The organism is Paraburkholderia sp. BL6669N2 (genome assembly GCF_003387275.1).
Taxonomy (GTDB): domain Bacteria; phylum Pseudomonadota; class Gammaproteobacteria; order Burkholderiales; family Burkholderiaceae; genus Paraburkholderia.
Genome location: NZ_QUNA01000001.1, coordinates 505,726 through 531,677, shown reverse-complemented (window position 1 = coordinate 531,677; position 25,952 = coordinate 505,726). Strand labels below are relative to the sequence as shown.

General features: G+C 63.5%; 23 protein-coding genes and 1 other RNA gene. 11 read left to right on the top strand and 13 right to left on the bottom strand.

What is annotated here, in order from left to right:
• Window positions 1-32: 32 nt before the first annotated feature.
• The 5 genes from B0G80_RS02415 to ffs form a co-directional block, all read right to left on the bottom strand.
• A complete protein-coding gene (locus B0G80_RS02415) occupies window positions 33-1,274 on the bottom strand; it encodes a CaiB/BaiF CoA-transferase family protein (RefSeq protein WP_116116841.1) in 1,242 nt (413 codons plus the stop codon).
• Between the two features lie 248 nt (window positions 1,275-1,522).
• Window positions 1,523-2,119: a recombination mediator RecR gene (gene recR, locus B0G80_RS02400; RefSeq protein ID WP_106283547.1), complete on the bottom strand. Its 597-nt coding sequence runs from the start codon at window positions 2,117-2,119 to the stop codon at window positions 1,523-1,525.
• Between the two features lie 266 nt (window positions 2,120-2,385).
• A complete protein-coding gene (locus B0G80_RS02395) occupies window positions 2,386-2,712 on the bottom strand; it encodes a YbaB/EbfC family nucleoid-associated protein (protein WP_007182071.1) in 327 nt (108 codons plus the stop codon).
• 67 nt (window positions 2,713-2,779) lie between these two features.
• Window positions 2,780-5,455 (bottom strand): DNA polymerase III subunit gamma/tau, encoded by a 2,676-nt coding sequence (locus B0G80_RS02390; protein WP_116116840.1) that lies wholly within the window; start codon window positions 5,453-5,455, stop codon window positions 2,780-2,782.
• A gap of 228 nt (window positions 5,456-5,683) precedes the next feature.
• Window positions 5,684-5,782: signal recognition particle sRNA small type (gene ffs, locus B0G80_RS02385), an RNA gene on the bottom strand.
• A 442-nt stretch (window positions 5,783-6,224) separates the two neighbouring features.
• Between ffs and trxA the strand changes: the two genes are divergently transcribed.
• The 8 genes from trxA to B0G80_RS02345 all read left to right on the top strand — a co-directional run bounded on the left by trxA (window position 6,225) and on the right by B0G80_RS02345 (window position 15,151).
• Complete coding sequence (gene trxA, locus B0G80_RS02380) at window positions 6,225-6,551, top strand: thioredoxin TrxA (RefSeq protein ID WP_006048864.1); 327 nt, start codon at window positions 6,225-6,227, stop codon at window positions 6,549-6,551.
• A gap of 239 nt (window positions 6,552-6,790) precedes the next feature.
• A complete protein-coding gene (rho, locus tag B0G80_RS02375; protein ID WP_006048863.1) occupies window positions 6,791-8,059 on the top strand; it encodes a transcription termination factor Rho in 1,269 nt (422 codons plus the stop codon).
• A 223-nt stretch (window positions 8,060-8,282) separates the two neighbouring features.
• Window positions 8,283-8,834, top strand: coding sequence for a MerR family transcriptional regulator (locus B0G80_RS02370; RefSeq protein WP_116116839.1), 552 nt, complete (start codon window positions 8,283-8,285; stop codon window positions 8,832-8,834).
• Window positions 8,831-10,387, top strand: coding sequence for an MFS transporter (locus B0G80_RS02365; RefSeq protein WP_116116838.1), 1,557 nt, complete (start codon window positions 8,831-8,833; stop codon window positions 10,385-10,387). Before B0G80_RS02370 ends, B0G80_RS02365 begins: the two co-directional genes overlap by 4 nt.
• Before the next feature lie 14 nt (window positions 10,388-10,401).
• Entirely contained in the window at window positions 10,402-11,235 is an 834-nt protein-coding gene (locus B0G80_RS02360) for a zinc-dependent peptidase (protein ID WP_116119481.1), read from the top strand.
• Window positions 11,236-11,474: 239 nt separating this feature from the next.
• Complete coding sequence (locus B0G80_RS02355) at window positions 11,475-11,741, top strand: type B 50S ribosomal protein L31 (RefSeq protein ID WP_007182076.1); 267 nt, start codon at window positions 11,475-11,477, stop codon at window positions 11,739-11,741.
• A 294-nt stretch (window positions 11,742-12,035) separates the two neighbouring features.
• Window positions 12,036-13,793 carry a glycosyltransferase family 39 protein gene (locus tag B0G80_RS02350; protein ID WP_116119480.1) on the top strand — a complete coding sequence of 586 codons (1,758 nt, stop codon included), beginning with the start codon at window positions 12,036-12,038 and terminating at the stop codon, window positions 13,791-13,793.
• A gap of 2 nt (window positions 13,794-13,795) precedes the next feature.
• Entirely contained in the window at window positions 13,796-15,151 is a 1,356-nt protein-coding gene (locus tag B0G80_RS02345) for an MATE family efflux transporter (RefSeq protein ID WP_116116837.1), read from the top strand.
• 188 nt (window positions 15,152-15,339) lie between these two features.
• Here B0G80_RS02345 and B0G80_RS02340 read toward each other — a convergent pair whose 3' ends face one another.
• Both B0G80_RS02340 and B0G80_RS02335 read right to left on the bottom strand, forming a co-directional pair.
• Window positions 15,340-15,789 carry a carboxymuconolactone decarboxylase family protein gene (locus B0G80_RS02340; protein ID WP_116116836.1) on the bottom strand — a complete coding sequence of 150 codons (450 nt, stop codon included), beginning with the start codon at window positions 15,787-15,789 and terminating at the stop codon, window positions 15,340-15,342.
• On the bottom strand, window positions 15,741-16,235 hold the full coding sequence (locus B0G80_RS02335; protein ID WP_116116835.1) for a MerR family transcriptional regulator: 495 nt from the start codon (window positions 16,233-16,235) through the stop codon (window positions 15,741-15,743). The genes B0G80_RS02340 and B0G80_RS02335 overlap by 49 nt, the downstream gene beginning before the upstream one ends.
• A gap of 331 nt (window positions 16,236-16,566) precedes the next feature.
• Between B0G80_RS02335 and B0G80_RS02330 the strand changes: the two genes are divergently transcribed.
• Together B0G80_RS02330 and B0G80_RS02325 are read left to right on the top strand one after the other, a co-directional pair.
• Window positions 16,567-17,163: a helix-hairpin-helix domain-containing protein gene (locus B0G80_RS02330; protein WP_116116834.1), complete on the top strand. Its 597-nt coding sequence runs from the start codon at window positions 16,567-16,569 to the stop codon at window positions 17,161-17,163.
• A gap of 80 nt (window positions 17,164-17,243) precedes the next feature.
• Window positions 17,244-17,813 (top strand): YidB family protein, encoded by a 570-nt coding sequence (locus B0G80_RS02325; RefSeq protein WP_408967689.1) that lies wholly within the window; start codon window positions 17,244-17,246, stop codon window positions 17,811-17,813.
• A 156-nt stretch (window positions 17,814-17,969) separates the two neighbouring features.
• On the opposite strand, the gene clpB is transcribed toward B0G80_RS02325, so the two are convergent.
• Both clpB and B0G80_RS02315 read right to left on the bottom strand, forming a co-directional pair.
• Window positions 17,970-20,567, bottom strand: coding sequence for an ATP-dependent chaperone ClpB (clpB, locus tag B0G80_RS02320; protein ID WP_116116832.1), 2,598 nt, complete (start codon window positions 20,565-20,567; stop codon window positions 17,970-17,972).
• Between the two features lie 119 nt (window positions 20,568-20,686).
• Window positions 20,687-21,187, bottom strand: a complete 501-nt coding sequence (locus B0G80_RS02315) for an Rrf2 family transcriptional regulator (RefSeq protein ID WP_106283558.1) — start codon at window positions 21,185-21,187, stop codon at window positions 20,687-20,689.
• Window positions 21,188-21,491: 304 nt separating this feature from the next.
• Between B0G80_RS02315 and B0G80_RS02310 the strand changes: the two genes are divergently transcribed.
• Window positions 21,492-22,034 carry a group III truncated hemoglobin gene (locus B0G80_RS02310; protein ID WP_116116831.1) on the top strand — a complete coding sequence of 181 codons (543 nt, stop codon included), beginning with the start codon at window positions 21,492-21,494 and terminating at the stop codon, window positions 22,032-22,034.
• A 156-nt stretch (window positions 22,035-22,190) separates the two neighbouring features.
• Here B0G80_RS02310 and B0G80_RS02305 read toward each other — a convergent pair whose 3' ends face one another.
• The 4 genes from B0G80_RS02305 to thrC all read right to left on the bottom strand — a co-directional run bounded on the left by B0G80_RS02305 (window position 22,191) and on the right by thrC (window position 25,949).
• Window positions 22,191-22,667: a molybdenum cofactor biosynthesis protein MoaE gene (locus tag B0G80_RS02305; RefSeq protein ID WP_106283560.1), complete on the bottom strand. Its 477-nt coding sequence runs from the start codon at window positions 22,665-22,667 to the stop codon at window positions 22,191-22,193.
• A gap of 52 nt (window positions 22,668-22,719) precedes the next feature.
• Complete coding sequence (moaD, locus tag B0G80_RS02300) at window positions 22,720-22,977, bottom strand: molybdopterin converting factor subunit 1 (RefSeq protein ID WP_012432823.1); 258 nt, start codon at window positions 22,975-22,977, stop codon at window positions 22,720-22,722.
• Between the two features lie 30 nt (window positions 22,978-23,007).
• On the bottom strand, window positions 23,008-24,252 hold the full coding sequence (gene glp, locus B0G80_RS02295) for a gephyrin-like molybdotransferase Glp (protein ID WP_116119479.1): 1,245 nt from the start codon (window positions 24,250-24,252) through the stop codon (window positions 23,008-23,010).
• Between the two features lie 242 nt (window positions 24,253-24,494).
• Window positions 24,495-25,949, bottom strand: coding sequence for a threonine synthase (gene thrC / locus B0G80_RS02290; RefSeq protein WP_116116830.1), 1,455 nt, complete (start codon window positions 25,947-25,949; stop codon window positions 24,495-24,497).
• Between the last annotated feature and the right edge of the window lie 3 nt (window positions 25,950-25,952).

The following is a 25,952-nucleotide window of genomic DNA, read 5'->3' as shown; positions in this document are numbered from 1 at the left end:
AGCGCGGCGCTCGTGGGCGCCGCGTGTGCTGCTCAAACGATCTGTTGCGCGTGCAACCTTGCAATGTGGTCTGCATCATAACCTAGCGATTGCAGGACTTCATCGGTATGTTCACCCAGTTCCGAGCCGAGCCAGCGTGTCTCGCCCGGCGTGGCCGAGAGCTTCGGCGTAACCGACGGCAGCGTGATCTCCTTACCGTCCTGCCACTTGAAACGCTGGATCATCTGGCGCGCCATGAACTGCGGATCGGTAAACATGTCCGCCACACTGTAGATGCGGCCCACCGGCACGTCGGCGGCATTGAGCACCGCGAGCGCTTCGTCGATGGTGCGCGTGGCAAGCCAGGCGGCGATCGCGCCGTCGATTTCCTGGGTGCGCGGCACGCGCCCGTCGTTATGCGCGAGCGCCGGATCGCTGGCGAGATCCTCGCGTTCGATCGCGATCATCAGGCGCTTGAAGATCGGATCGCTATTGCCGCCGATCACGATACTGCCGTCGCGGCACGGATACGTATTGGACGGCACGATACCCGGCAGCGACGCGCCGGTGCGCTCGCGCACCATGCCGTACACGCCGTATTCGGGCACCACGCTTTCCATCATGTTGAAGACGGCCTCGTATAGCGCGACGTCGACGACCTGCCCTTTGCCGCCGTTCACCTGTTTGTGATGCAGCGCCATCAGCGCGCCGATCACGCCGTGCAGCGCGGCGATCGAATCGCCGATCGAGATACCGATGCGCGGCGGCGGCAAGTCCGGGTAGCCGGTGATATGACGCAAGCCGCCCATTGATTCGGCGATCGCGCCGAAGCCGGGCCGGTCGCGATACGGACCGGTTTGCCCGTAACCGGAGAGCCGCACCATGACAAGACCGGGATTTTCCGCCGACAGCACGTCATAGCCGAGCCCGAGTTTCTCCAGCAAACCGGGCCGGAAATTTTCGACGACGATATCCGCTTCTTTCGCGAGGCGCCGCACGATCTCCTTGCCCTCTTCCGCCTTCAGATTGATCGTGACGGATTTCTTGTTACGTGCCTGCACGGCCCACCATAGCGACGTGCCGCCGACTTCCGGATAGAGTTTGCGCCATTTGCGCAGCGGGTCGCCGCCCTTGGGATCTTCGATCTTGATGACGTCGGCGCCGAACTCGCCAAGAAAGCGCGCGGCGAACGGGCCGGCGATCAGCGTGCCGAGTTCCAGCACCTTGACGCCGGCGAGCGGGCCGGTTTTATCTTGCGGCGCGGCGCTCGCGCCTGATTCAGAGGTAGCGCTCATGTGTCTCCTTTGTCGACCCGAGTTAGCGCTTCAGCGCTTACTCGGGTCCCATGCAAAGCTGTCGGCCGGAGTTGGCGCTTTAGCGCTTACTCCCGCCCCATGCAAAGCTGTCGACCAGAGTTAGCGCTTTAGCGCTTACTCGGGTCCCATGCAAAGCTGTCGGCGGGAGTAGGCGCTTTAGCGCCTACTCCGCCCCATGCAAAGCTGTTCCGCGCTAACGCGCGTCGCCATACGGCGAGCGCCTTGTGCTACATCGAACGCCGGTCGAGCATGGCGCGGGCGATCGTGCCGGCGTCCACGTATTCGAGTTCGCCGCCCACCGGCACACCGCGCGCGAGGCGCGTCACGGCCAAACCGCGCGCCTTGAGCGTCTGCCCGAGGTAATGCGCGGTCGCCTCGCCTTCGTTGGTGAAATTGGTGGCGAGCACGACTTCCTTGACCACGCCATCCGATGCGCGTTTGACCAGCCGGTCGAAATGAATCTCCTTCGGCCCAATGCCGTCGAGCGGACTCAGACGTCCCATCAGCACGAAATAGAGGCCGCGATAGGTCATGGTCTGCTCGAGCATGATCTGATCGGCAGGCGTTTCGACGACGCACAGCAAAGTGGCATCGCGCTCCTCATCGAGGCAGACCTCGCAGATCTGCGCCTCGGTGAAGGTGTTGCACTTCTCGCAGTGCTTCAGATGCTCTGTGGCGAACAGCAACGAACGGCCGAGTTTTTCGGCGCCGTCGCGATCGTGCTGCATCAGGTGATAAGCCATGCGTTGCGCGGACTTCGGCCCGACGCCGGGCAGCGCGCGCAGCGCCTCGACGAGCGCCGACAAGGCGGAAGGTTGTTTCATGCGGATCGGCGTCGAAGTGGGTAGTGCCCGGCAATCCGGGTGGCGATGCGGTTGATACGATCGGTTTCCATCATTGCGGCGAGGGCCAGCCCGAGGGCGCACGTTGCACGCCTCAGCCGAACGAACGCCGGTCGAGTCAAGCCGGAACAAGCGCGCAGCGAGTGCAGCACCGGCGGCATATGCATGGGCGCAATTCACACGTTCCGTTCACGCCGCGGCGACAACTGCCGCGGCGCCTGAGCCGCCGCCTTACGGCGTCGTCACGTTCAGAACGGCAGTTTGAAGCCCGGCGGCAGTGGCAGACCCGAAGTCATGCCGCCCATCTTTTCCTGCGCGGTGGCTTCGGCTTTACGCACGGCGTCGTTGAACGCGGCGGCGACCAGGTCTTCCAGCATGTCCTTGTCGTCGGCGAGCAGGCTCGGGTCGATCGATACACGGCGCACGTCGTTCTTGCAGGTCATCGTCACCTTCACGAGACCGGCGCCCGACTGCCCCTCGACTTCGATCAGCGCGAGTTGCTCCTGCATCTTCTTCATGTTTTCCTGCATCTGCTGAGCTTGCTTCATCAGCCCGGCGAGTTGGCCTTTCATCATGGACATGCTCCTTCTTGATAGCGTGAAATTCGGAAATCGGGCGCGCTAAAACGTGTTGCGCTGCGAATCAGTGGACCGACGGCGCGCCGTTCGCGCCGGCGTCCGGAGTAATCGGGCGGATCGAGCCCGGCACGATGCTCGCGCCGAACTCGCGGATCAGCGACTGCACGAACGGATCGGCGCCGATCTCGCGCTCCGCTTCCTGCTGGCGCTGCGCGCGCAAGGCGGCGTCATGCGCGGCGGCCGTGCGGCGCGCCGGACCGACTTCGACGAGCACGTCGACAGCCTGGCCAAGCCTGTCGGCGAGCGCGGCTTTCAGTTTAGCGACCTGCGAGGCTTCCGCGTACTGCGGCACCGGCACGCTCAGTTTGAGCGTGTTGCCCTCGAGCGCCATCAGTTCGCTGTTGAACGCCAGCTGATAGGAAATGCCCTTGAGCGGCAAGTCGACGGCGAGCGCCGGCCAGTCGCCCTTGAAACCGAGCGGATCGAGCGGCACCGCGGGCGGCAGCGGACGTTGATCGACCACCGGCGCCGGCGTGGACGCTGCGGAGGTATTCACGCGAACATCATCCGGGCCGCTGTCGAAAACGGGCATGTAGCCGTCGTCGGGCAGGCCGTAATAACCTTCGTCCGCGGCGGTGAGCGGCATGTATTCGTCGGGCGGCATGTCGTCCCACGGCGGCACCGACGCGCCGTTCTGCTCGGCGCCGTTGCGTTGCGCGGGCGCTGAAGAGGCGGACGCGCGAGCCGCCGGTGCTGCCTCTTGCGGTGCGCGGCGCGGTGCGCCCGGCGTCGGCACGGGAACGACGACGCGCGGCGCGGCGGGTTTCGGCGTAGCGGGAACGGCAGGTTTTGCGGCCGCTGCTGCGCTCGCGCGGCCACGGTCCGAGGACACTTTCAAACCGGCGCTGCGCAGGACGTCGAGCGCCGCGCTCGCGCCGCCTGCGCGACGCGGTGCGCTATCGGCTGTGGGCGACGGCTCTTCCAGCGGTGCCGCGGCGGCGGCCTGCTCGGTGCGAGCGAGCGCCGCAGCTGCGGGTGCGCTTAGCGAAGTCGCGGGCGCTGAGTCGGCGAGGGGTCCGGGGACGTTGTTCGTCGCCGAACCATCGGGCTCAGTGGTTACGGAAACTTCGTTCGCCGCCGAGTCGGTAGGCGCGTCATCCCACGGTGCCAAGGCGGCGGCCGCCGTGGCCGCAGACGAGACTGGCGACGCGGATGCCGCGGCGGCATCGTCCACAGGCTGCGACTGCGCCGAATTCACGTTGTGAACAACCGGCACCGACTCGCCGGCGACCGCCGGTTCCGCGCAAGGTGATTGCTCTGCTGCCTCGCCTCGGCCAGAATCCGGCGGCGTAGCTTGAACGCTGTTATCAGCAGGCGGCACTTCAATTGGGCTATTGGCTTGCTGCGCCGGCTGAACCGCGGCGCCCTTCGCCAATGCTGCGGCATTGTCCGGCTGCGTTTCGCGAACAAGCGCAGCGGCGTTCACGCTCGCACCACGCGAATTCGTCAACGCAGCGCTTGCAATCGCGCTCGCCGGCGCTCCCGACACACCCTGCTGCGCGGCCACAGCTGGCGCACCGGCACGTTTTGCCCCACTCGCTCCCGCCTGGCCAGACGCGCGCGCCGAACCCACGGCGCCACCGCCGCCGCCCGTGGGCGCCGGTTCGAACGCGAGCATGCGCAGCAGCGTCATGGTGAAGCCGGCGTATTCGTCCGGCGCGAGACCCAGTTCGCTCCGGCCGATCGTCGCGATCTGATAAAACAGTTGCACCTGCTCGGCGCTCAAGGCTTCAGCGAAGCGGCGCAAGTCGCCCGCCTCGGGCCACTCGTCCAGTACCGACGACGGCGCGAACTGCGCCCACGCGATCCGATGCAGCAAACTCGCCAGATCCTGCAGCGCCGTGGAAAACGACAGGCTGCGCAACGCCATCTCGTCGGCGACCGACAGCACTGCGGCCCCGTCGCCGTCCGCGAGCGCGTCGAGCAGACGAATGAGATAGCTCTGGTCGAGCGCGCCGAGCATGCCGCGCACGGCTTCTTCGTTGACCTGATTGGCCGAATAGGCGATCGCCTGATCGGTCAGCGAAAGCGCGTCGCGCATCGAGCCGTCGGCCGCGCGCGCGAGCAGGCGCAGCGCCTGGGCGTCGTACGGCACCTTCTCTTCGCCGAGAATATGTTCGAGATGCGAGACGATGTGGCCGGCGGGCATCTGCTTCAGATTGAACTGCAGACAGCGCGACAGCACCGTGACCGGAATCTTTTGCGGATCCGTCGTGGCGAGAATGAACTTGACGTGCGAAGGCGGTTCTTCCAGCGTCTTCAACATGGCGTTGAAGGCGTGATTGGTCAGCATGTGCACTTCGTCGATCATATAGACCTTGAAGCGCGCATCCACCGGCGCGTAGACGGCGCGCTCCAGCAGTGCCGCCATTTCGTCGACGCCGCGATTACTCGCCGCGTCCATTTCCACATAATCGACGAAGCGCCCTTCGTCGATCTCGCGGCACGCGCGGCACACGCCGCACGGCGTGGAGGTCACGCCGGTTTCGCAGTTCAGCGCCTTGGCGAAGATGCGCGACAGCGTGGTTTTGCCGACGCCGCGCGTGCCGGTAAACAGATAGGCATGGTGCAGACGGCCGCCGTCGAGCGCGTGCGTGAGCGCGCGCACCACGTGCTCCTGTCCGACGAGCGAAGCGAAATCCTTCGGCCGCCATTTGCGTGCGAGAACTTGATAGGTCATCGGGAAATTGTATCAGTAACGATGGCGTGCAAAACCGATTCGCGACCGCTCGCGAACGCATGCTGTCACTTCATTGGAAGCGGCTAACGGACCGATAGAAAAAAATAGATGAAGCGCGCGAGAAACATCGGGAGGCGTGGCTGCATGCCGCTGCGCTCAGGGTAAACAGAAGATGGAATGCGTTTGCGGAAGAACCCGCGGAGAAAAACAAGAACAACAGAAAAGGAAGGTGACGAGCCCGACCCTCGGCACTGGTGGAAAACGGCTGTGGCTGCTTCGTTCCCGACCTGACCAGGTTGACCATCCCTCCATGCGAGGAGGCCCGTCACGAAACATTCTATCATCGCTTGGTCCGTCGTGCGACTGTTAATACGAGCAAATCGTCAACAGCACGCCGAATCGCTACTTCCACGCCATATAGCCGATCTCGCAGCGAGGCCGGCAAAAGCCACTTGAGTTTGGCCGGCAAGCCACCAGATAGGTTGCGTCATGGTTTGATGAATCACGGTGGCACTCCGTCGGCAGCCATTGGCCCCACTGCCCTGATGAGTACTATCGGCCCCGGCAACGCATAGCGAATTAAGCTAAACTGCCGTACGGATGACCCGCAAACGCGAGCCTTCCGCATACTCCGAAACAGGTTCACACCTTTTCCGGTGTGTGTCGGCAAAGTTCCGGTTGCGGCAAAGCGAACGGAAGTTTCCTTAGGTTTTGACGTATCGTGGCGAGCAATTCAGGCGGGCCTCGAACCGATAGAGGTATTCATACAATGAGCGAACAAATCAAGCATATTAGCGACGCATCGTTCGAACAGGACGTCGTGAAATCCGATAAACCCGTGCTGCTCGATTTCTGGGCTGAATGGTGCGGTCCGTGCAAAATGATCGCGCCGATCCTCGACGAAGTCGCGAAGGATTACGCCGATCGCCTGCAAATCGCCAAGATCAACGTCGACGAACATCAATCGACGCCGGTCAAGTTCGGCGTGCGCGGTATCCCCACGCTGATCCTGTTCAAGAACGGCGCTGTCGCCGCGCAGAAGGTCGGCGCACTGTCGAAGTCGCAACTCACCGCGTTCCTCGACGGCAACCTGTAAAGCGGTCAGAGCAACGCGCTGCGAGGCCTCTCTGAAAGCCGCGGGCGCGTTGTGTTAAGCGTGTTGTCGGGCGACAACACGCTTGACAAGAAAGATGCCATACCGTCGCACCGGCGGAAACTGGCGTGTGCTATGCTAGAATCCGCAAAACGTCGAAAAGACGTGTAAGTCCTTGAGCGGTTCCGCTCACTCTCCTCCCAGATTTCATTTCGTCGCACCTTCTCCTGCGGGTTCTCCGTATGCATTTATCCGAGCTTAAGACTCTGCACGTGTCCGAATTGATCGAGATGGCCAATGGCCTTGAGATCGAAAGTGCGAACCGCCTGCGCAAGCAGGAATTGATGTTCGCCATTCTAAAAAAACGAGCCAAAACGGGCGACACGATCTTCGGCGACGGCACGCTCGAAGTGCTGCCGGACGGCTTCGGCTTCCTGCGTTCGCCGGAAACTTCGTACCTGGCCAGCACGGACGATATTTACATCAGCCCGTCGCAAATCCGCCGCTTCAACCTGCATACGGGCGACACGATCGAAGGCGAAGTGCGTACGCCGAAAGACGGCGAACGCTATTTCGCGCTGGTGAAGGTGGACAAGGTCAACGGCCAGCCGCCTGAGGCCTCGAAGCACAAGATCATGTTCGAAAACCTGACGCCGCTGCACCCGAACAAGGTGCTGCTGCTCGAACGTGAAATGCGTGGCGAGGAAAACGTCACGGGCCGCATCATCGACATGATCGCGCCGATCGGCAAAGGCCAGCGCGGCCTGCTGGTCGCATCGCCGAAGTCGGGTAAGACCGTGATGCTTCAGCACATCGCCCACGCGATCAAGCAGAACCATCCGGATGTCGTGCTGTTCGTGCTGCTGATCGACGAACGCCCGGAAGAAGTGACCGAAATGCAGCGCTCGGTGGCGGGCGAAGTGATCGCCTCCACGTTCGACGAACCGGCCGCGCGTCACGTTCAAGTCGCCGAAATGGTGATCGAAAAAGCCAAGCGTCTCGTCGAAATGAAGAACGACGTGGTGATTCTGCTCGACTCGATCACGCGTCTCGCGCGTGCGTACAACACGGTCGTGCCGGCCTCGGGCAAGGTGCTGACGGGTGGTGTCGACGCCAACGCGCTGCAACGTCCGAAGCGCTTCTTCGGCGCGGCGCGCAATATCGAGGAAGGCGGTTCGCTGACCATCATCGGCACGGCGCTGATCGAAACCGGCAGCCGCATGGACGACGTGATCTACGAAGAATTCAAGGGCACCGGCAACATGGAAGTGCACCTGGAGCGCCGTCTTGCTGAAAAGCGCGTCTATCCGTCGATCAACCTGAACAAGTCCGGCACGCGCCGCGAAGAACTGCTGATCAAGCCTGAAGTGCTGCAAAAGATCTGGGTGCTGCGCAAGTTCATTCACGACATGGACGAAGTCGAGTCGATGGAATTCCTGCTCGACAAGATCCGTCAGACGAAGAGCAATTCGGAGTTCTTCGACATGATGCGTCGCGGTGGCGGCAGCTAAGGAATTGGGCTGATCTAGCCGTACCAATCGAAGTTTACGCATCGCACGAAAAAGCCGCTCGTCGCAAACGAGCGGTTTTTTTTCGCCCTTTGATTTCCCCCCCGCGCACGGCGCACAGGCCACGGCCGGTTTCCAACGCACGCGTCGATTAGCGCGGCAACCTATACGTGAACGTACACGTTGAAGTACAATACAGCCGGTCCGTCATGTCTGCCACACGCCTATGTCCAAGGACTCACCCACTCTGCTTACGGTGCGCGACGCCGCCGAACGTCTCGGCGTCACCCCGCGCACGCTGAAGTACTACGAGGAACGAGGCCTCGTGTCGCCCACGCGCAGCGAAGGCCGTTACCGGCTTTACGACGAGGACGATCTGAAGCGCTTCGGCCGCATTTTGCGTTTGCGCTCGCTCGGCTTCTCGCTGCACAGCGTCACCGAAATGCTCAAGCGTCCGCTCGAAACCGTCGACGGCGGCCACCGCTACTCCACCGAATCGCTGCAGCAGATTCACGACGCCATCGAGCAGCAGGTCGCAGCACTCGACGCGCGCATCGAAAGCGTGCGCCGCGAACTGAAGGAAGCGCAGAAGCTGCGCGCGGAACTGAGCCCCGACCTCGACTACCTGAAGCGGCGCCTTGCCGGCGAGAACGCGGAGGCGTTGCTTGAACAGCGCCGCAACGCGCGCGCCAAGGCAGGCAACGCGACACCTTCGAAACGGGCCAAAGAACCGGACAACGCCACGCCGGGCGAATCCACGCCGGGCGAATCCTCATGAGCACCGCATCGCCCCGCGTGTCGTTGTTCAGCATCGAAAAACTGCGCGGCGATTTCTTCCCCTGGGTGCTGGCCGTCGTCACCGGCCTCGATTATTTCGACAATTCGATCTTCTCGTTTTTCACCAGCTATATCGCGGGCGGCATCAATGCGTCGCCCGATGAACTGGTGTGGGCGTCGAGCGCCTATGCGGTCGCGGCGGTGCTGGGCATCCTGCAACAGCAATGGTGGGTCGAACGCTTCGGCTACCGGCGCTACGTGGCCGGCTGCATGCTGCTCTATGCCGCCGGCGCGCTGGCCGCGGCGCTGTGTGAATCGTCGATCGAACTGGCGTTCGCGCGCGGCTTTCAAGGCTACTTCATCGGCCCGATGATGGGCACCTGCCGCATCCTGATCCAGATGAGTTTCAAGCCGCAGCAGCGACCGGCGGCGACCCGCGCGTTTCTCATACTGATCGTCCTGAGCAGTGCGCTGGCGCCGCTGATCGGCGGCCAGCTGGTTGGGCATTTCGACTGGCGCGCGCTGTTTGCGTGCACGGCGCCCGTGGGCGTGCTGTTCGCCGTGCTGGCCTTGCTCGCGCTGCCCGACTCCGGCAACCGCCTGCCGGAGGAACGCGGCTCGGCGCATTTCTGGCCGTACGTAATCTTCGCGCTAGCCCAAGGCGCGCTGCAGATCGTGATGCAGCAGGTGCGCTTCCAGTTGTTTAGCGCGTCGCCCGGATTGATTCTGCTGAGCGTCGCCGGGATCGTCGCGCTGGGCTGGTTCGCCTATCACCAGTGGCATCATCCCGCGCCGCTCGTACGCCTGCATGCGCTGCGCGAGAAGGTCTTCCAGGTCGGCCTCGTGCTCTACATGTTTTATTACTACATCTCGACGGTATTCAGCTATCTGATCTCGCGCTTTCTCGAGAGCGGGCTCGGCTATCCGGTCGAAAACACCGGGCAACTGGTCGGCACGACGTCGCTGATTTCGGCGAGCGCGCTGTTCGTCTATTTGCGTTACGCGAGGCTGCTGCCGCGCAAGAAATGGATCATCGTGTCCGGCTTCGCGGTCGCCGCGTTCGCCGCGGCATTGATGACGCGCATGTCGCCGGGCGCCGGCGAAGCGGCGTTGATGCTGCCGCTGCTGTCGCGCGGTTTGCTGCTGCTGTTCATCGTGCTGCCGGTCGCCAATCTGACATTCAAAATTTTCGCCATTGAAGAATTTAGCCACGGCTACCGGCTGAAAAACATCGTGCGGCAACTGACCATGTCGTTCGCAACGGCCTCCGTGATCATCGTCGAGCAACATCGCCAGGCGCTGCACGAAACTCGCCTCGCGGAGTTCGTGAATCCGTACAATCCTGTGTTCCAGAACTCGCTCGCCGCGCTGACGAACGGCTTTGCCGCCGCCGGCCGCTCGCCCTCCGAGGCGCACTCGCTGGCGCTCGTGGAACTCAGCCGCAGCGTCGCGCAACAAGCCAGCTTTCTGACCTCGCTGGACGGCTTCTATTTCCTGATCGGCGTGGCGATATGCGGCGGCCTGTTTGCCGCGTGGCAAAAACAGATCGACTAGGGTTGCTTCAGGCCATGCTCTCGAAACTGACTCAATGGTTCGGCACACGCCGGCGCGAGCGCGCGCTGCGCGACTACGCGGTCGGCGATCCGCTCTGGCAAGCCACGCTCGACGGCCTGCCGTTCCTCGCGCACCTCGCCGCGCCGGACCTCGTGCGTTTGCGCGAAATGACGAGCCTGTTCCTCGCGCAAAAGGAATTTTCGACCGCGCACGAACTGGAACTGACCGACGCGATGACCGTGGCGATCGCCGCCCAGGCATGTCTGCCAGTGTTGAACCTGAGCCTCGATCTGTACCGCGGCTGGGTCGGCGTGATCGTCTATCCGGGCGAATTCGTGATCCGCAAGACGGTCGAGGACCAGGACGGCGTGGTGCACGAAGTCGAACAGGACGCGAGCGGCGAAGCATGGGAAGGCGGCCCCGTGGTGCTGTCGTGGGAAGACGCGCAAATGACGGACGGCACCGACGCCTACAACGTCGTGATTCACGAATTCGCGCACAAGATCGACATGCTGAACGGCGAAGCGGACGGCCACCCGCCGCTCATGCGCCGCTGGCACGCGCCGCTCGATTCGCAGGCTTGGGCCGACGTGTTCGACCACGCTTACGACCACTTCTGCGCGAAAGTCGACGCGGTGCCGGAGCGCCGCTGGGCGCGCTTCGAGCGCGACTCGCTGATCGATCCGTACGCGGCGGATCATCCGTCGGAATTTTTTGCCGTTTGCAGCGAGGCGCTGTTCGTTCAGCCGCAGGCGTTCGAAGCGGAATATCCGGAGTTGTATCGGCTGCTTGCGCGCTATTACCGGCAGGATCCCGCGCGAGTGGGCTTGACGTTCACGCCCGCCTGATGCGCAACGCCCGCCAGGCAAGGGTTGCCGCCCGGCCTGCAAGCCGGTCGCCAAGCGAGCCGGACAGCCGTGAAAACGGCGCGTGCCGCTAGCAAAAAGCCGCGGCAAAAGTCGTCAAGCGACTGATTTTCTGGCATAATCGCCGTTTTTCGACCATAGGCAAGTGGCTCGCGCCTAGATGCGGTTCGTTCAAATACGGCCGCACGCGGGTTGGCTACCGCCAGATTAAAGGAAAGACCATGAAAGAAGGCATTCACCCGGATTACCGCGAAGTTCTGTTCATCGACGTGTCGAACGACTTCAAGTTTGTGACGCGCTCGACCATCCAGACGCGTGAAACCGCCGAATTCGAAGGCAAGACCTACCCGCTCGCCAAGATCGAAGTGTCGTCGGAATCGCATCCGTTCTACACCGGCCAGCAAAAGATCATGGACACGGCAGGCCGCGTCGAGAAGTTCCGCAACAAGTTCGGCTCGCGCGCTACCGGCAAGGTCGCAGCGAAGTAATACCTGGCTCGTCGCCGGCTCTGGCCGGCAGCGAAGCAGGAGCAAAAGGGCAGCGCGAGCTGCCCTTTTTTGTCGCCCGGCTGATCATCCATCGCCAATGCGGCGGCGAAAAGCTACGAGCACGGCGCGCCACCCAAACCGTGTTACAGCTTTCCCAACCACGTTGCGAGCCGTTACCGGCCGTGACGCGCATCGCACGGCACGACTACAATGCCGGATGCTCCAAACTGGCCATTCGAGCCGGACATGCTGTCCGGTCCCGGCTGCACCGCTTATCCGATATCCACACACCGCATGAGACCTGCCGTTCGCCTCACTGCCTCAGCGACCAGTGCCTTGCCGCGCTGGCTGCTGCTGACCATCTGTATCGTCTACGCATCGTTCGGACTATTCGGCCGCGACCCGTGGAAGAACGAGGATGCAGCCGGCTTCGGCGTCATGTGGACCATGGCCAACGGCGGCGCGCACGACTGGCTGCTGCCGAATCTGGTCGGCAAATACCTCACTGAAGACGGCCCGCTCGGCTACTGGTTCGGCGCCAGCGCGATCCGCCTGCTCGCGCCGTGGGTCGACGCGAGCAATGCCTCGCGCGTCTTCACGGGCCTGATGTTCTGCGCGGGCTGCGCGTTCGTCTGGTACGCCGCTTACCTGCTCGGCCGGCGCGCCGAAGTCCAGCCGTTCAAATACGCGTTCGGCGGCGAGCCGGAACCGCGCGATTACGGCCGCACGCTCGCCGACGGTGCGCTGCTGATCCTGCTTGCCTGCTTCGGCCTTGCCGAGCGCGGCCACGAAACCACGCCGCAACTCGCGCAGTTCTTCGGCATCGCGATGCTCGTGTACGGGCTCGTGCGCATGATCGACAAGCCGATTCAGGGCGCGCTGATCTGGGGGCTCGCGATCGCGCTCGTCACGCTGGCCAGCAGTCCGGTGCTGGTCGGCGCGCTGCTGCTCGGCACGCTGGCAATGACCCTGATCGTGCGCGAAACGCGCTCGCGCTGGCTGCTGCTGGCGGGTCTGCCGGTAGCGCTCGTGCTGTCCGTGGCGTGGCCCATCGCCGCGCTCGCCGCCTTCCCCGACGACGCCGTCTGGTATCTCAATCAATGGGTGCACGTCAGCTTGAGCTCGTTCGCCGGGCCGCCCGGCTCGGTGGCCGGCTACGCGCTGAAAAACCTGCCGCTTTTCACGTGGCCCGCGTGGCCGTTGGCACTGTGGGCGTGGTTCAGCTGGTCGGGATTGCGGCGCGCGCCGCACGTGGCCATTCCGCTTTCGGTGATCGGACCTCTGTTCGTGCTGGTCGTGCTGCAGAGCCATCAATCGAACCGGCTTTACATGCTGCTGCTGCCGCCGCTCGCGGTGCTGGCGGCGTTCGCGTTGCCCACGCTCAAGCGCGGTGCGATCAACGCGATCGACTGGTTCGCGCTCCTGAGCTTCACGATTCTCGGCAGCTTCGTCTGGCTGGTTTATATCGCGGGGCTGACCGGCTTTCCGCATCCGCTCGCGCGCAATCTCGCGCGTCTCGCGCCGGGTTTCGCGCCGCAGTTCAAGATTCTGTCGTTCGCGTGCGCGGTCGCCGTGACGGTCTGCTGGTTCGTGCTGGTGCAGTGGCGGCTCGCGCGCCATCCGAAAGTCTTGTGGCGCAGCGTGGTGCTCTCGAGCGCCGGCACCACCCTGATGTGGGTGTTGCTCATGACGCTGTGGCTGCCGGTGGTCAACTACAGCCGGACCTATAAGGACGTCGCCCAACAGATCGCCGCCCATCTGCCGGACGACTACACCTGCATCTCGCCGGTGCGCCTCGGCAATGCGCAAATCGCGACCTTCGCGTATTTCGGCGACATGCACTTCTCCTTCGACCAGGACTGCGACGTGATCCTGCGTCAGGATACGCAGGACTACGGCGAGCCGAGCGCGATGTCCGACTTCGTCTGGAAGCTGGTGTGGGAAGGCCGCCGCGTGGCCGACCGCGACGAACGCTTCCGCCTGTACGTGCGTATCGACCGTCCGAAGCCGCCGGTCGTCAAGCGCCGCAACTGGCGCAAGAAGTCCGACTGAGCATGTTCGCCGACGTACGGAAAATCGCCGGACTCGCGTGGCCGGTGCTGATCGGGCAACTGGCGATCATCGCGTTCGGCGTAATCGACACGGCGATGGTCGGCCGCTACTCGGCTGTCGATCTGGCGGCGCTCGGCCTGGGCTCGTCGGTCTATATCTCCGTGTATATCGGCCTCACCGGTATTCTGACCGCGCTGCAACCGATTACCGCGCAACTCTACGGCGCGCGCCGCTACATCGAGATCGGCGAGGAGGTTCGCCAGGCCTTGTGGCTCGCGCTCGCGCTGACGGTGATCGGCTTTCTGATTCTGTTTTTCCCGGGCCCGGTGTTGCAGGTCGCGCGCGTGCCCGATGCGCTGCACGAGCGCACCGTCGCGTACCTGCGGATTCTGGCCTTCGGCTTGCCGGCCGGGCTCGCTTTTCGCGTCTACAGTTCGATCACCAATGCGGTGGGCAAACCGCGGCTCGTGATGATCCTGCAGATCGGCGCGCTGCTGCTCAAAGTGCCGCTCAACACGTGGTTCATCTTCGGCGGTTTCGGCGTGCCGGCGCTCGGCGGCCCGGGTTGCGCGCTTGCCAGCACGACGATCAACTGGGGGCTGGCAGTGCTCGGCATGTTGCTGCTGACGCGCGTCGACGTGTTCAAACCGTTCGCGATCTTCGCGCAATTCTGCTGGCCAGTCTGGCGGCGCCAGGCGGCGCAACTGCGGCTGGGCATTCCGATGGGCCTGTCGTATCTGATCGAAGTCACCTCCTACACGTTCATGGCGCTCTTCATCGCGCGCTTCGGTACGACCACGCTCGCCGGCCATCAGATCGCCGGCAATATCGGTGCGGTGCTGTACATGACGCCATTGTCGATCGGCATCGCTTCGTCGACGCTGGTCGCGCAGGCGCTCGGCGCGCATCGTCCGGCAGCGGCGCGCACGCTGTCGCGTCACGGCATCGTGATGGCGATGGCGATCGCCTGCTGTTACGGCGCGGTCGTGCTGGTGCTGCGGCCGTACATCATCGAAGGCTATACGCCGAATGCGCAGGTCGTGGCGGCGGCGTCGCCGCTGGTGTTGATCGTCGTGTGCTATCACCTGTTCGATGCGTTGCAGATCACTACCGCGTTCGTGCTGCGCGCCTATAAGGTGGCGGTCGTGCCGACCGTGATCTACGCGGTGGCGCTGTGGGGTATGGGGCTCGGTGGCGGCTATGTGCTCGGCTTCAATGTGACCGGCGCGCGCGGGTTCTGGGTGGCGAATACCGCGAGTCTCGCGATTGCGGGCATCGGCTTGCTGATGTACTGGCGGGTGGTGAGCAAGCAGTATTTGCGTGCCGAGGCGGCGCTTCGGGTCGATTCGGCGGCTTGACGGGGCTACTGTACAGCGGTGAAATGCGCGGGTTTCCCGCTGGTGAACTGCAGTTTGGTCTCAGTCCACAGCCCCGTTGTCGTGGGGACTGCCAATAACGGACCGTTAGTTGCGTTAGCATCGCAATAAAAAGCGGCCGCGCAATGCAGCCGCCGGCCCTACCTTGCTGTCGCCGTTGCCCGAGGATATCAACCCTCGTGTGCTTGCTCCTCCACCACCTGCGCCGCGCTCGCCGCTTGTGCATCCTTCACCGCCTGATCATGGCGCTCGAAAATCTCGCGCGCGGCAAACAACGCATTCAGCGCCGCCGGAAAGCCCGCGTACAGCGCCATCTGCATGAACACCTCGACGATCTCCTCGCGCGTGCAGCCGACATTCAACGCCGCCTCGATATGCACCTTCAATTGCGGCTGCGCGCAGCCGAGCGTGGCCAGCGAGGCGATCGTGGCAATCTCACGCGCGCGCAGATCGAGTTGCGGCCGGCTGTAAATATCGCCGAAGCCGAATTCGATCAGCAGACGGCCGAAATCCGGCGCGATCGGCGCCAGCGCGGCGATCACCTGTTCGCCGGCCGAGCCGTCAATCTGCTTCAGTTTGTCCCAGCCTCGGGTGTAGCGGTCGTTGTGTGCGTGGTCCATGGTGAGTCCTCTTCCGAATGTGAGTGCGCCTGGGTTTTGTCGGTCTGTCGTGTCGAATGCTCCGCGACGGGTGCGAGCCCGGCCGCTTCGTAATACGCGATCTTGTCGACGATCGCGCCGAGGTTGCTCTGCAACTCGGCGATCCGCGCCAAAACCGCATCCCGATGCGCCACCAGCAGATCGCGGCGCGCGCCCACCGTCGGCTGCCCTTGTGCGCGCAAGGCGGCGAACGCCTGCATGCCGGCGATCGGCATGCCGGTCGCCTTCAGGCGCATCAGGAACCGCAGCCAGTCGAGATCCGCCGGCGAATACAGCCGATGCCCCGCCTGCGTGCGGCCGACGGCGCGAATCAGCCCGGCCTGCTCGTAGTAGCGCAGCGTATGCGTCGAAACGCCGATCGTTTCAGCGACCTGCCCGATGGTGAGTGCTTTCGAGATATTCGACATGACGGAACTCAGGTTAAGACTTCGAGTGCACTCTAAGTCAAGAGCTGTCATTTGTCTGCGCTGTCATTTGTCCGCGCTGTCATTTTTTACGGCGTGAGGTTTTGATCGATAAGCTCACAACAGCCTAATAACGAGGCAGAAGGTTTAAATCTTGTTCACACTGATTTACTTGTCGTGAATCGATCGGTATAAATCGTCCGCGTTCGCAAATAAGGGCGCGCAATTTGTTCTATGCTTAAGCGCAGCGAAAGCTGACAGGCTGCTGTCGTCCGAGCTTTGTACGGGTCGTCCCTTCGCGGCTAACTTTTTTGCCCACAATGGAGTGCTTGCCATGCTGAAGAAGCTTTTAATGCTTTGCGTTGCTTTGGCTTTGTCGCTGTCGGCCGGATTTGCGGCGGCCGTCGAAGTAAATTCCGCCGATCAGGCGGCGCTCGAATCGGTCAAGGGTATCGGCCCGGTGCATGCGAAAGCGATCATTGACGAACGCACCAAGAATGGCCCATTCAAGGACGCCGACGATCTCGCCACGCGCGTCAAGGGCATCGGCACGAAATCGGTGACCAATCTCGAAGCGGCCGGCCTGACGATCAACGGTTCGTCCACACCGCCGAGCGGCGCCAAGCCCGCCGCGAAACCGGGCAGCACGGCCACGACGAAGGCAGCGCCGGCAGCCGCGCCTGCGGCCACGACCGCGGCGCCAGCCACGGCTGCGACCACGACGCCGGCCGCGCCCGCGGAGGCTTCCGGCGCGAAGGCATCGAAGTCGAAGAAGAAGAGCAAGACTGCCGCGTCCGACGCGGCGGCGGCATCCGCGCCGGCCGCCACGACCGCGGCGGCGCCGGCCAGTGCCTCCGACAGCAAGGCTTCGAAGAAGAAAGCTAAGAAGAGCAAGGCCGCATCGGCTGCGGCGGCCTCGGGCGGTGCCTGACAGCACGGAAAGAGGACCGGACAGAATCACACGGAGTACGAAACAGGATCAGGCAGCGGCAGCGCAACGTCCCAAGGGTTATGCGCGTGGCGGCCAAAGCAATGCACCGTCGGCGCCGTCTCGCCGCCGCCCGCCTTCCTCCCACAGCGCCGCGCAACCGCGCGGCGTTTTCACCCGCTGACCCGTCGAGCACGTGTCGGCATTCAAGAGAGACTGTCATGAGCCTACTCGACACACTCGGTTCCCTGGTTGGCAAATCCCCCGAAGGCGGTGGTGGCCAGCAAGCCCTGATCGCGGCTGCGCTCGAATTCGTCAACAGCCAGCCGGGCGGCCTGAACGGCCTGATCGACCGCTTCAAGGAAAAAGGCCTCGGCGACGTCGTGACGTCGTGGGTCAGCAATGGCGAAAACCAGCCGATCGCGCCCGACGCGCTGCACAGCGTGCTCGGCTCGGAAACCGTCACCAACCTCGCGGCAAAGGCCGGCGTGCAACCGGATCAGGTCACCGGACTGCTGTCGCAGATTCTGCCGCATGTCGTCAATGCGGCCACGCCGGAAGGCGAAGTGCCGGCTGAGGGCAAGCTGAACGCCACGACCGTGCTCGGCGCACTGGGCGGCCTGTCGGCGTTGTTCGGCAAAGGCAACGCGTAACGACACGGGCGGCCTCGGCTGCCCACATGCCCGCTTGCAGCGCAATCAGCGGGCAAAAAAAAACGGCAACGAAGTCACCTTCGTTGCCGTTTTTTAACATCGTCAGGAGCGGCTCGACCGCCGCCGCTCCTTTTCTCCGAAGCGAACGCGTTTCGCTTAATGCACGACGCGTTCGAACACCAGCCTGCCTTCTTCCAGTTCGACCGGAATCACGTCCTTCGGACCGAACTTGCCGGCCAGAATCAGCTTGGCGACCGGGTTCTCGATCTCCTGCTGGATCGCGCGCTTCAACGGCCGCGCGCCGAACAGCGGATCGTAGCCGACCTTGCCGACATGCTCAAGCGCCGAATCCGACACCACCAGTTGCATATCGAGCTTGGCCAGCCGCTCGTGCAGACGCTGCAACTGGATCCGCGCGATCGACTGGATATTCGAGCGGTCGAGCGCATGGAACACGACGACGTCGTCGATCCGGTTCAGGAACTCGGGCCTGAAGTGCAGCTTCACTTCTTCCCAGACCGCGTCCTTCACCGCGTCCTGCGGCTCGCCGACCATCGACTGGATCACTTGCGAACCGAGGTTCGACGTCATCACGATCACCGTGTTCTTGAAGTCCACGGTGCGGCCCTGTCCGTCGGTCATGCGGCCGTCGTCGAGCACTTGCAGCAGCACGTTGAACACGTCCGGGTGCGCCTTCTCGATTTCGTCGAGCAGGATCACGCTATACGGCTTGCGGCGCACGGCTTCGGTCAGATAACCGCCTTCTTCGTAGCCCACGTATCCCGGCGGCGCACCAATCAGACGCGCGACGCTGTGCTTCTCCATGAACTCGCTCATGTCGATACGGATCAGATGATCTTCCGAATCGAACAGGAACGACGCCAGGGCCTTGCACAACTCGGTCTTGCCCACCCCGGTCGGGCCGAGGAACAGGAACGAACCATACGGCCGGTTCGGATCCGACAGACCCGCACGCGAACGGCGGATCGCATCGGCGACCGCGCTGATCGCCTCGTCCTGACCGACCACGCGCGCATGCAGTTTCTCTTCGATCTGCAGCAGCTTTTCGCGCTCGCCCTGCATCATGCGCGACACCGGAATGCCGGTGGAACGCGACACGACTTCAGCGATTTCCTCCGCCCCGACCTGCGTGCGCAAGAGGCGCGGACGGGTCGGATTGTTCTGCTCGCTCGCCTCGGCCTTGGTCACTTCCTTCAACTGCGCTTCGAGCCCCGGCAGCTTGCCGTACTGCAACTCGGCAACCTTCTCAAGCTTGCCTTCGCGTTGCAGGCGCGTGATTTCCGCACGCGTCTTTTCGATCTCTTCCTTCAGTTGCGCGCTGCCCTGCACCGCAGCTTTTTCCGCAGTCCAGATTTCTTCGAGGTCCGAATATTCGCGATTCAGCCGCTCGATTTCTTCCTCGATCAGTTGCAGACGCTTTTGCGACGCTTCGTCTTTTTCCTTCTTGACGGCTTCGCGCTCGATCTTCAACTGGATCAAACGACGGTCGAGCCGATCCATCTCTTCCGGCTTCGAGTCGATTTCCATCTTGATCTTCGAAGCGGCTTCGTCGATCAGGTCGATCGCCTTGTCCGGCAGGAAACGATCCGTGATGTAGCGATGCGACAGTTCCGCCGCGGCCACGATGGCGGGGTCGGTGATATCGACGCCATGATGCAGCTCATACTTTTCCTGCAGACCGCGCAGGATCGCGATGGTCGCTTCGACCGACGGTTCGTCGACCAGTACCTTCTGGAAGCGGCGTTCGAGCGCGGCATCCTTTTCGATGTACTTGCGATATTCGTCCAGCGTGGTCGCGCCGACGCAATGCAGTTCGCCGCGCGAGAGCGCCGGCTTGAGCATGTTGCCCGCGTCCATCGCGCCTTCGGCCTTGCCCGCGCCGACCATGGTGTGAATTTCGTCGATGAAGACGATGGTCTGCCCTTCGTCTTTGGCGATGTCGCTCAGCACGGCTTTCAGGCGTTCTTCGAACTCGCCGCGATACTTGGCGCCGGCCAGCAAGGCCGCCATATCGAGCGACAGCACGCGCTTGCCCTTGAGCGTTTCCGGCACTTCGCCGTTGACGATACGCTGCGCCAGACCTTCGACGATCGCGGTCTTGCCCACGCCCGGTTCGCCGATCAGCACCGGGTTGTTCTTGGTGCGGCGTTGCAGGATCTGGATCGAACGACGGATCTCGTCGTCACGGCCAATCACCGGATCGAGCTTGCCGGCCCGCGCGCGCTCGGTGAGATCGATGGTGTATTTCTTCAGCGCTTCACGCTGGCTTTCGGCGTCCTGGCTATGCACCTGCGAGCCGCCGCGCACCGCGACGATCGCACTTTCCAGCGACTTGCGCGACAAGCCGTGCTGACGCGCGAGACGCCCGGCCTCGCCTTTGTCGTCCGCGACCGCGAGCAGGAACATCTCGCTCGCGATGAACGTGTCGTTGAGCTTCTGGGCTTCCTTGTCGGCTTGATTCAGCAGACCGGTCAACTCGCGGCCGATCTGCACGTTGCCGTCCGTGCCCTGCACTTGCGGCAGACGCGTCATGGCGTCGCCGAGCGCCGTTTGCAGCGCCTGCACGTGCACGCCGGCACGCGAGAGCAGCGAGCGCGCCGAACCATCCTGCTGGGCGACGAGAGCCGACAGGACGTGAACCGGTTCGATGTATTGATTGTCGTGGCCGACGGCCAGACTCTGGGCATCCGCCAGGGCTTCCTGGAATTTAGTGGTGAGCTTGTCGATTCTCATCAAGAGACCTCCAATTTTCGATTACCACCAAAATGAGGCGTTTTATCCAGGTTTCAAGCGTTTTTTTGCCCCAAGCGACAACTATTTAACATTTGACGCGCGAGAAATGCCTGGCGCATTCATGCCGCCGACGCCGCGTCGCCGTTGGCCGGCGAGACCGGCGTGATCGGAATCACGTTGCTCAAGCCGAGCAGCGCGGCCAGCGGGCCGTGCGGCTGCGCCATCTCGCCAATGGTATGGCGATCGAGCTCGGCGAGGAAGGCATTGCGCGCCGCCTCGAGCGCGCCGCGCAAACGGCATTGCGCCGTAATGACGCAGCCTCGGCTCTCGCCGCGCTGGTCCGGAAAGCAACCGACCAGCGCAAAGTCGCTCTCCGTCGCGCGCACGATTTCGCCGACCGTCAGCGCATTGGTCTGCTCCGCGAGCCGCAGGCCGCCGTTGCGGCCGCGCACGGTCTCGACCCAGCCGAGTTCGCCGAGCTGCTGCACGACCTTCATCAAATGGTTCTTGGAAATGCCGTACGCGTCGGAAATGTCCTGGATGGTCGACAACCCTTCGCCACGAACGGCGAGGTACAGCAGGACACGTAGTGAGTAATCCGTATAGTCGGTCAGTCTCATGGGTGCAGGTAGTGCAATGAGCGCAAGCCGCGATCCGGGGGATAACCGCGTCGATGCAAGGGTTGCCGTGGGCCGTCGCTTCGCCCTAAGATGCAGGCGCCACGCATATTTTCCAGTTCTGCGCAGACAGGCGGAGTGCGTGAATCGGCATTAATGGTAACGTTTCCTGCCTGGGGCATTCTTACGAAAAGCGGGGTATTCGCATCCTACTTCCGCACGTTCGGGCTCCATTTGAGGCTATTTCCGACGCTGTGTGGCGCCATGTGGCGATATGCAGTGAATCGCTGCATTTTTTGGAATCTGCATGAACCCGTCTTTCCCTGCGGCGCTCGAGGTCGAGCGCGCCGCCGAGCCCACCGAGGCGAATATCCGCGATCTCGTCTACGGCTTCTACGACCGCGTGCGAGCCGACACGCTGCTCGGCCCGGTATTCGACGCGAAGCTGGCGGGCCGCTGGGACGACCATCTGCCCAAGATGTGCACCTTCTGGGGCAGCCTCGTGCTGGGCGCGAAGCAATACCGCGGCAACGTGCAGCAGGCGCATCAGCCGCTCGAGGGAGTCGAGCCGCAGCACTTCAGCCGCTGGCTGTATCTGTTTCTGGATACGGTCGAATCGCGTTATCAGCCCGCTGCGGCGGTGCGCTTCATGGAACCGGCGCTGCGTATCGCGCAGAGTCTGCAACTGAGCCGTTTCGGCTGGGACTACAAGATTCCGGAGGAACAACAGGCGTTGCTGGACCGCATCGCGCCAAAACGGCATCCGCGCGATGGCGAGGATGGCCACGCGGCGCGGCCGCCCGGCGAGCCGTTTCCGACACGAATCGTCGGCCGGACGCGGGACGAGTGAGCCAGCCCGGTTCAGGTTGATAGGCTGCTTTGAAACGGTACGGCGGCACGGAATAACCGTGGCGAGCGTCGTCCCAGACTTAGGAGCGCTTCAGATCGGCGTGAGATGCGCCGGGACGCTTTCTGACTCGCCAGCTCCCATGCTCAAACCCGCGCCCTATTCCGCCGTTCGATTGTCCGATTCGATGCCCCAGCGCGCGAGCGCCGCGTCGTCAGTGACACGGGCGTCGACCCAGCGCTCGCCGGCTTCGGTCTTCTCCTTTTTCCAGAACGGTGCTTGGGTCTTCAGATAATCCATCACGAATTCGCACGATGCGAAGGCTTCCCCCCGATGCATCGCCGTGGTCGCCACCAGCACGATCTGGTCGAGCGGAGACAGCTTGCCGACCCGATGCACGATCGACACCTCGATGCCCGGCCAGCGCTCGCGCGCGCTCACGACGATCGCTTCCAGCGACTTCTCCGTCATGCCGGGATAGTGTTCGAGCTCCATCGTTTCGACGGTGTTGCCGTCGTTCAGATCGCGCACGGTGCCGACGAAGCAGGCCACCGCGCCGATCTTCGGATTGCGCGCGCGCAATGCGGCGACCTCGGCGGTGAGGTCGAAGTCTTCCGTCTGGACGCGAACGGGCATCTAAGGCTCCTATGCGGTTTAGTGGCGTTGTGGCGTTGTGGCGTTTTTTGGTTCAGCCGCCGGTGACAGGCGGAAAAAACGCAACTTCGCAGCCTTCGGTAACGCGCGTCCCGGCGCCGGTCATCACGTGGTTGCAGGCCATGCGCAGCGCGCGGCCTTCCGCCAGCGTGTCGGCCCAGATGCCGCCGCGCACGCGCAGCCACGCGCGCACATCGCCGACGGTCGCGATGCCGTCGGGCAGATCGACGGTTTCGTCGGCCAGGTCGAGCGCTTCACGCACGCTCGCAAAATATCGGAGTTGAATCTTCATCGGGATGCCGCCGGCGGTGGCCGGCCTCGCTCAGTTCAGCAATTCGGAAAAAGGGATGAAGCGCACGGTCTCGCCGGCGCTGATCGCATGATTCGCCGGATTGTCGATCAGGCCGTCGCCCCACACTGTCGACGTCAGCACGGCCGAACTCTGGTTCGGAAACAGATCGAGGCCGCCGGCCGGGTTGATGCGCGCGCGCAGGAATTCGTTGCGGCGGTCGGCCTTGCTCTGCGTGAAATCCGCCCGCAGCGACAGCGCGCGCGGCGCGACCGTCTGCACGCCGGCCAGGCTCAGAATGAACGGCCGCACGAACAGCAGGAAGGTGGCGAAGCTGGACACGGGATTGCCCGGCAGACCGATAAAGAAGGTTTCAGCCGAAACCGAGGACTCCGACGCAGCCTCGCCACGCTGCGCCGCACGGCGCACCGCGCCGAACGCGAGCGGCTTGCCCGGCTTCATCGCGATCTGCCACATCGCGAGCCGCCCTTCCGCTTCCACCGCCGGCTTCACGTGATCCTCCTCGCCCACCGACACGCCGCCGCAGGTCAGGATCAGGTCGTGCGCCTCGGCGGCTTCGCGCAGTGTCGCGCGCGTTGCGTCGAGCTTGTCCGCGACGATGCCGTAGTCCGTGACTTCGCAGCCGAGCTTTTCCAGCAGGCCGCGCAATGTGAAACGGTTCGAGTTGTAGATCGCGCCCGGCTTCAGCGGCTCGCCAGGCATGGTCAGTTCGTCGCCCGTGAAGAACACGGCAACCTTGACGCGCCGCCGCACCGCAAGTTCGGCGCAGCCGACGGAGGCCGCGAGTCCCAGCGCCTGCGGCGTGAGCCGCGTGCCCGCCGGAAGAATCACCGAGCCGCTGCGGATATCCGCGCCCTGCGCCGTGATCCATTCGCCCGGTTGCGGACTGTGCAGGACGGTGACGTCCGCGCCGGAGGCTTCGGTCTGCTCCTGCATCACGATCGCGTCGGCGCCGGGCGGCACCGTGGCGCCGGTGAAGATGCGCGCGGCCGTGCCGGGCTTCAGCGGCTCCGGTGCGTGACCGGCGGGGATCCGCTGCGAGACCGGCAAACGGCTGTTGCCCTGCGCCGTCAGATCCGCCGTGCGGATCGCGTAGCCGTCCATCGAACTGGTGTTCATGGGCGGGACGTCGAGCGGCGACGTGACGTCGGCCGCGAGCACGCGGTTCAGCGCTTCCAGCGTGGGGATCGACTCGGTGCCGGCAATCGGGCTCGCTGCGCTGAGGAGAGTCGCCAGGGCTTCGGCGGTGGCGAGCATCGGCGCGCGGGGCGTGGGTGTGGACATCTCTGATCTCAGGGCCGCTGACTAAAAGAATATTGTAGCGGTCGAAGCCGATAGCCTGGGCAACCCGGCGTTATGGGAGGATTTTTTGGAGTTTGAGTGCTTGCCACGAGGGTTCGCGGCAAGCGTCGTTTAGCGTCGAGCGCGTGCCGCGTGCCGGACAGTCCGCATGAGCCGTGGACAACACACTCACGCTTCCTGTCGAACGCGACGCCGACTTAATGAGCGCCCGCGTTCGCCGCCACGAAGTCCTTCACGCGCTGCACGTCCGCCGGCAGCACTTCGAAACGCTGCGGCAACGACTCGAGGCCCGAGAACGCCGCCGGCCGCTCCGGCTCGCGCAACAGCGCCTCACGGATCGTCTCGCCGAACTTGATGGGTTGCGCCGTCTCCAGCACGATCATCGGAATGCCCGGCTGCAGATGTTCGCGCGCCACCTTCAGGCCGTCGGCCGTGTGCGTGTCGATCATCGTGTCGTAACGCTCGAACACATCGCGGATCGTGTCCACGCGGCTGTCATGGCTGCTGCTGCCGGACACGAAACCGAACTCCCGCACGCGCGCGAAATCGCCGCTTGCCGCAAGGTCGAAGCCACCCTTCTCTTCGACATCGCGGAACAGTTGCAGCACGCGCGCCGGATCGCGGCCGAGCAGATCGAACACGAAACGCTCGAAGTTCGACGCCTTCGAAATATCCATGCTCGGGCTGCTGGTGTGATACGTCTCGGCCGCCTTGCGCACGCGGTAAATGCCGGTGCGGAAGAACTCGTCGAGCACGTCGTTTTCGTTCGTCGCGACGACGAGTTTCTCGATCGGCAGGCCCATCATGCGCGCGATGTGACCCGCGCACACGTTGCCGAAGTTGCCCGACGGCACCGTGAACGACACGCGCTCGTCGTTCGACTTCGTGGCCGCGAAGTAGCCCTTGAAGTAGTACACGACCTGCGCCACGACGCGCGCCCAGTTGATCGAGTTGACCGTGCCGATCTTGTACTTCGCCTTGAACGCGTGATCGTTCGAGACGGCCTTGACGATGTCCTGCGCGTCGTCGAACACGCCTTCCACGGCGATGTTGAAGATGTTCGGGTCTTGCAGGCTGTACATCTGCGCGGTCTGGAACGCGCTCATTTTCTTGTGCGGCGACAGCATAAACACGCTGATGCCCTTCTTGCCGCGCATTGCGTATTCCGCGGCGCTGCCGGTGTCGCCCGAAGTCGCGCCGAGAATGTTCAGCGTTTCGCCGTTTTTGGCGAGTGCGTATTCGAACAGGTTGCCGATCAGCTGCATCGCCATGTCCTTGAACGCGAGCGTCGGACCGTTCGACAGTGCCAGCAGCGACAGCGGCGCGCCGTTTTCGACGCCGAGCGTCTTCAACGGCGTGATCTGCGCGGCGCTTTCGTCGTCGCGCACGTTGCAGTACGTGGCCGCTGTGTAGGTCTTGCGCGTGAGCGCGCGCAGGTCTTCGGCGGGAATGTCGTCGCTGAATTTCGACAAGATCTCGAAGGCGAGGTCCGCATACGGCAGCGTGCGCCAGCGCGTCAGTTCGTCGGCCGTGACGCGCGGATAGTCGGCGGGCAGGTAAAGGCCGCCGTCTTTCGCGAGACCGCCCAGCAGGATGTCGGAAAAGGTGTGGCGCTCGCCGGCTCCGGCGCCGCGCGTGGAGAGGTAGTTCATAGT

Bases quoted from the DNA above. Each gene is read 5' to 3' on its own strand.
- B0G80_RS02390 (WP_116116840.1), bottom strand. From the start codon at position 5,455: ATGACCTATCAAGTTCTCGCACGCAAATGGCGGCCGAAGGATTTCGCT.
- glp (WP_116119479.1), bottom strand. From the start codon at position 24,252: ATGCTCGCCACCGCCGAAGCCCTGGCGACTCTCCTCAGCGCAGCGAGC.
- rho (WP_006048863.1), top strand. From the start codon at position 6,791: ATGCATTTATCCGAGCTTAAGACTCTGCACGTGTCCGAATTGATCGAG.
- thrC (WP_116116830.1), bottom strand. From the start codon at position 25,949: ATGAACTACCTCTCCACGCGCGGCGCCGGAGCCGGCGAGCGCCACACC.
- B0G80_RS02330 (WP_116116834.1), top strand. From the start codon at position 16,567: ATGCTGAAGAAGCTTTTAATGCTTTGCGTTGCTTTGGCTTTGTCGCTG.
- moaD (WP_012432823.1), bottom strand. From the start codon at position 22,977: ATGAAGATTCAACTCCGATATTTTGCGAGCGTGCGTGAAGCGCTCGAC.
- B0G80_RS02345 (WP_116116837.1), top strand. From the start codon at position 13,796: ATGTTCGCCGACGTACGGAAAATCGCCGGACTCGCGTGGCCGGTGCTG.
- B0G80_RS02365 (WP_116116838.1), top strand. From the start codon at position 8,831: ATGAGCACCGCATCGCCCCGCGTGTCGTTGTTCAGCATCGAAAAACTG.
- B0G80_RS02340 (WP_116116836.1), bottom strand. From the start codon at position 15,789: ATGGACCACGCACACAACGACCGCTACACCCGAGGCTGGGACAAACTG.
- recR (WP_106283547.1), bottom strand. From the start codon at position 2,119: ATGAAACAACCTTCCGCCTTGTCGGCGCTCGTCGAGGCGCTGCGCGCG.
- B0G80_RS02325 (WP_408967689.1), top strand. From the start codon at position 17,244: ATGCGCGTGGCGGCCAAAGCAATGCACCGTCGGCGCCGTCTCGCCGCC.
- B0G80_RS02370 (WP_116116839.1), top strand. From the start codon at position 8,283: ATGTCCAAGGACTCACCCACTCTGCTTACGGTGCGCGACGCCGCCGAA.
- B0G80_RS02350 (WP_116119480.1), top strand. From the start codon at position 12,036: ATGAGACCTGCCGTTCGCCTCACTGCCTCAGCGACCAGTGCCTTGCCG.
- B0G80_RS02315 (WP_106283558.1), bottom strand. From the start codon at position 21,187: ATGAGACTGACCGACTATACGGATTACTCACTACGTGTCCTGCTGTAC.
- B0G80_RS02305 (WP_106283560.1), bottom strand. From the start codon at position 22,667: ATGCCCGTTCGCGTCCAGACGGAAGACTTCGACCTCACCGCCGAGGTC.
- B0G80_RS02395 (WP_007182071.1), bottom strand. From the start codon at position 2,712: ATGATGAAAGGCCAACTCGCCGGGCTGATGAAGCAAGCTCAGCAGATG.
- clpB (WP_116116832.1), bottom strand. From the start codon at position 20,567: ATGAGAATCGACAAGCTCACCACTAAATTCCAGGAAGCCCTGGCGGAT.
- B0G80_RS02355 (WP_007182076.1), top strand. From the start codon at position 11,475: ATGAAAGAAGGCATTCACCCGGATTACCGCGAAGTTCTGTTCATCGAC.
- B0G80_RS02335 (WP_116116835.1), bottom strand. From the start codon at position 16,235: ATGTCGAATATCTCGAAAGCACTCACCATCGGGCAGGTCGCTGAAACG.
- trxA (WP_006048864.1), top strand. From the start codon at position 6,225: ATGAGCGAACAAATCAAGCATATTAGCGACGCATCGTTCGAACAGGAC.
- B0G80_RS02415 (WP_116116841.1), bottom strand. From the start codon at position 1,274: ATGAGCGCTACCTCTGAATCAGGCGCGAGCGCCGCGCCGCAAGATAAA.
- B0G80_RS02310 (WP_116116831.1), top strand. From the start codon at position 21,492: ATGAACCCGTCTTTCCCTGCGGCGCTCGAGGTCGAGCGCGCCGCCGAG.
- B0G80_RS02360 (WP_116119481.1), top strand. From the start codon at position 10,402: ATGCTCTCGAAACTGACTCAATGGTTCGGCACACGCCGGCGCGAGCGC.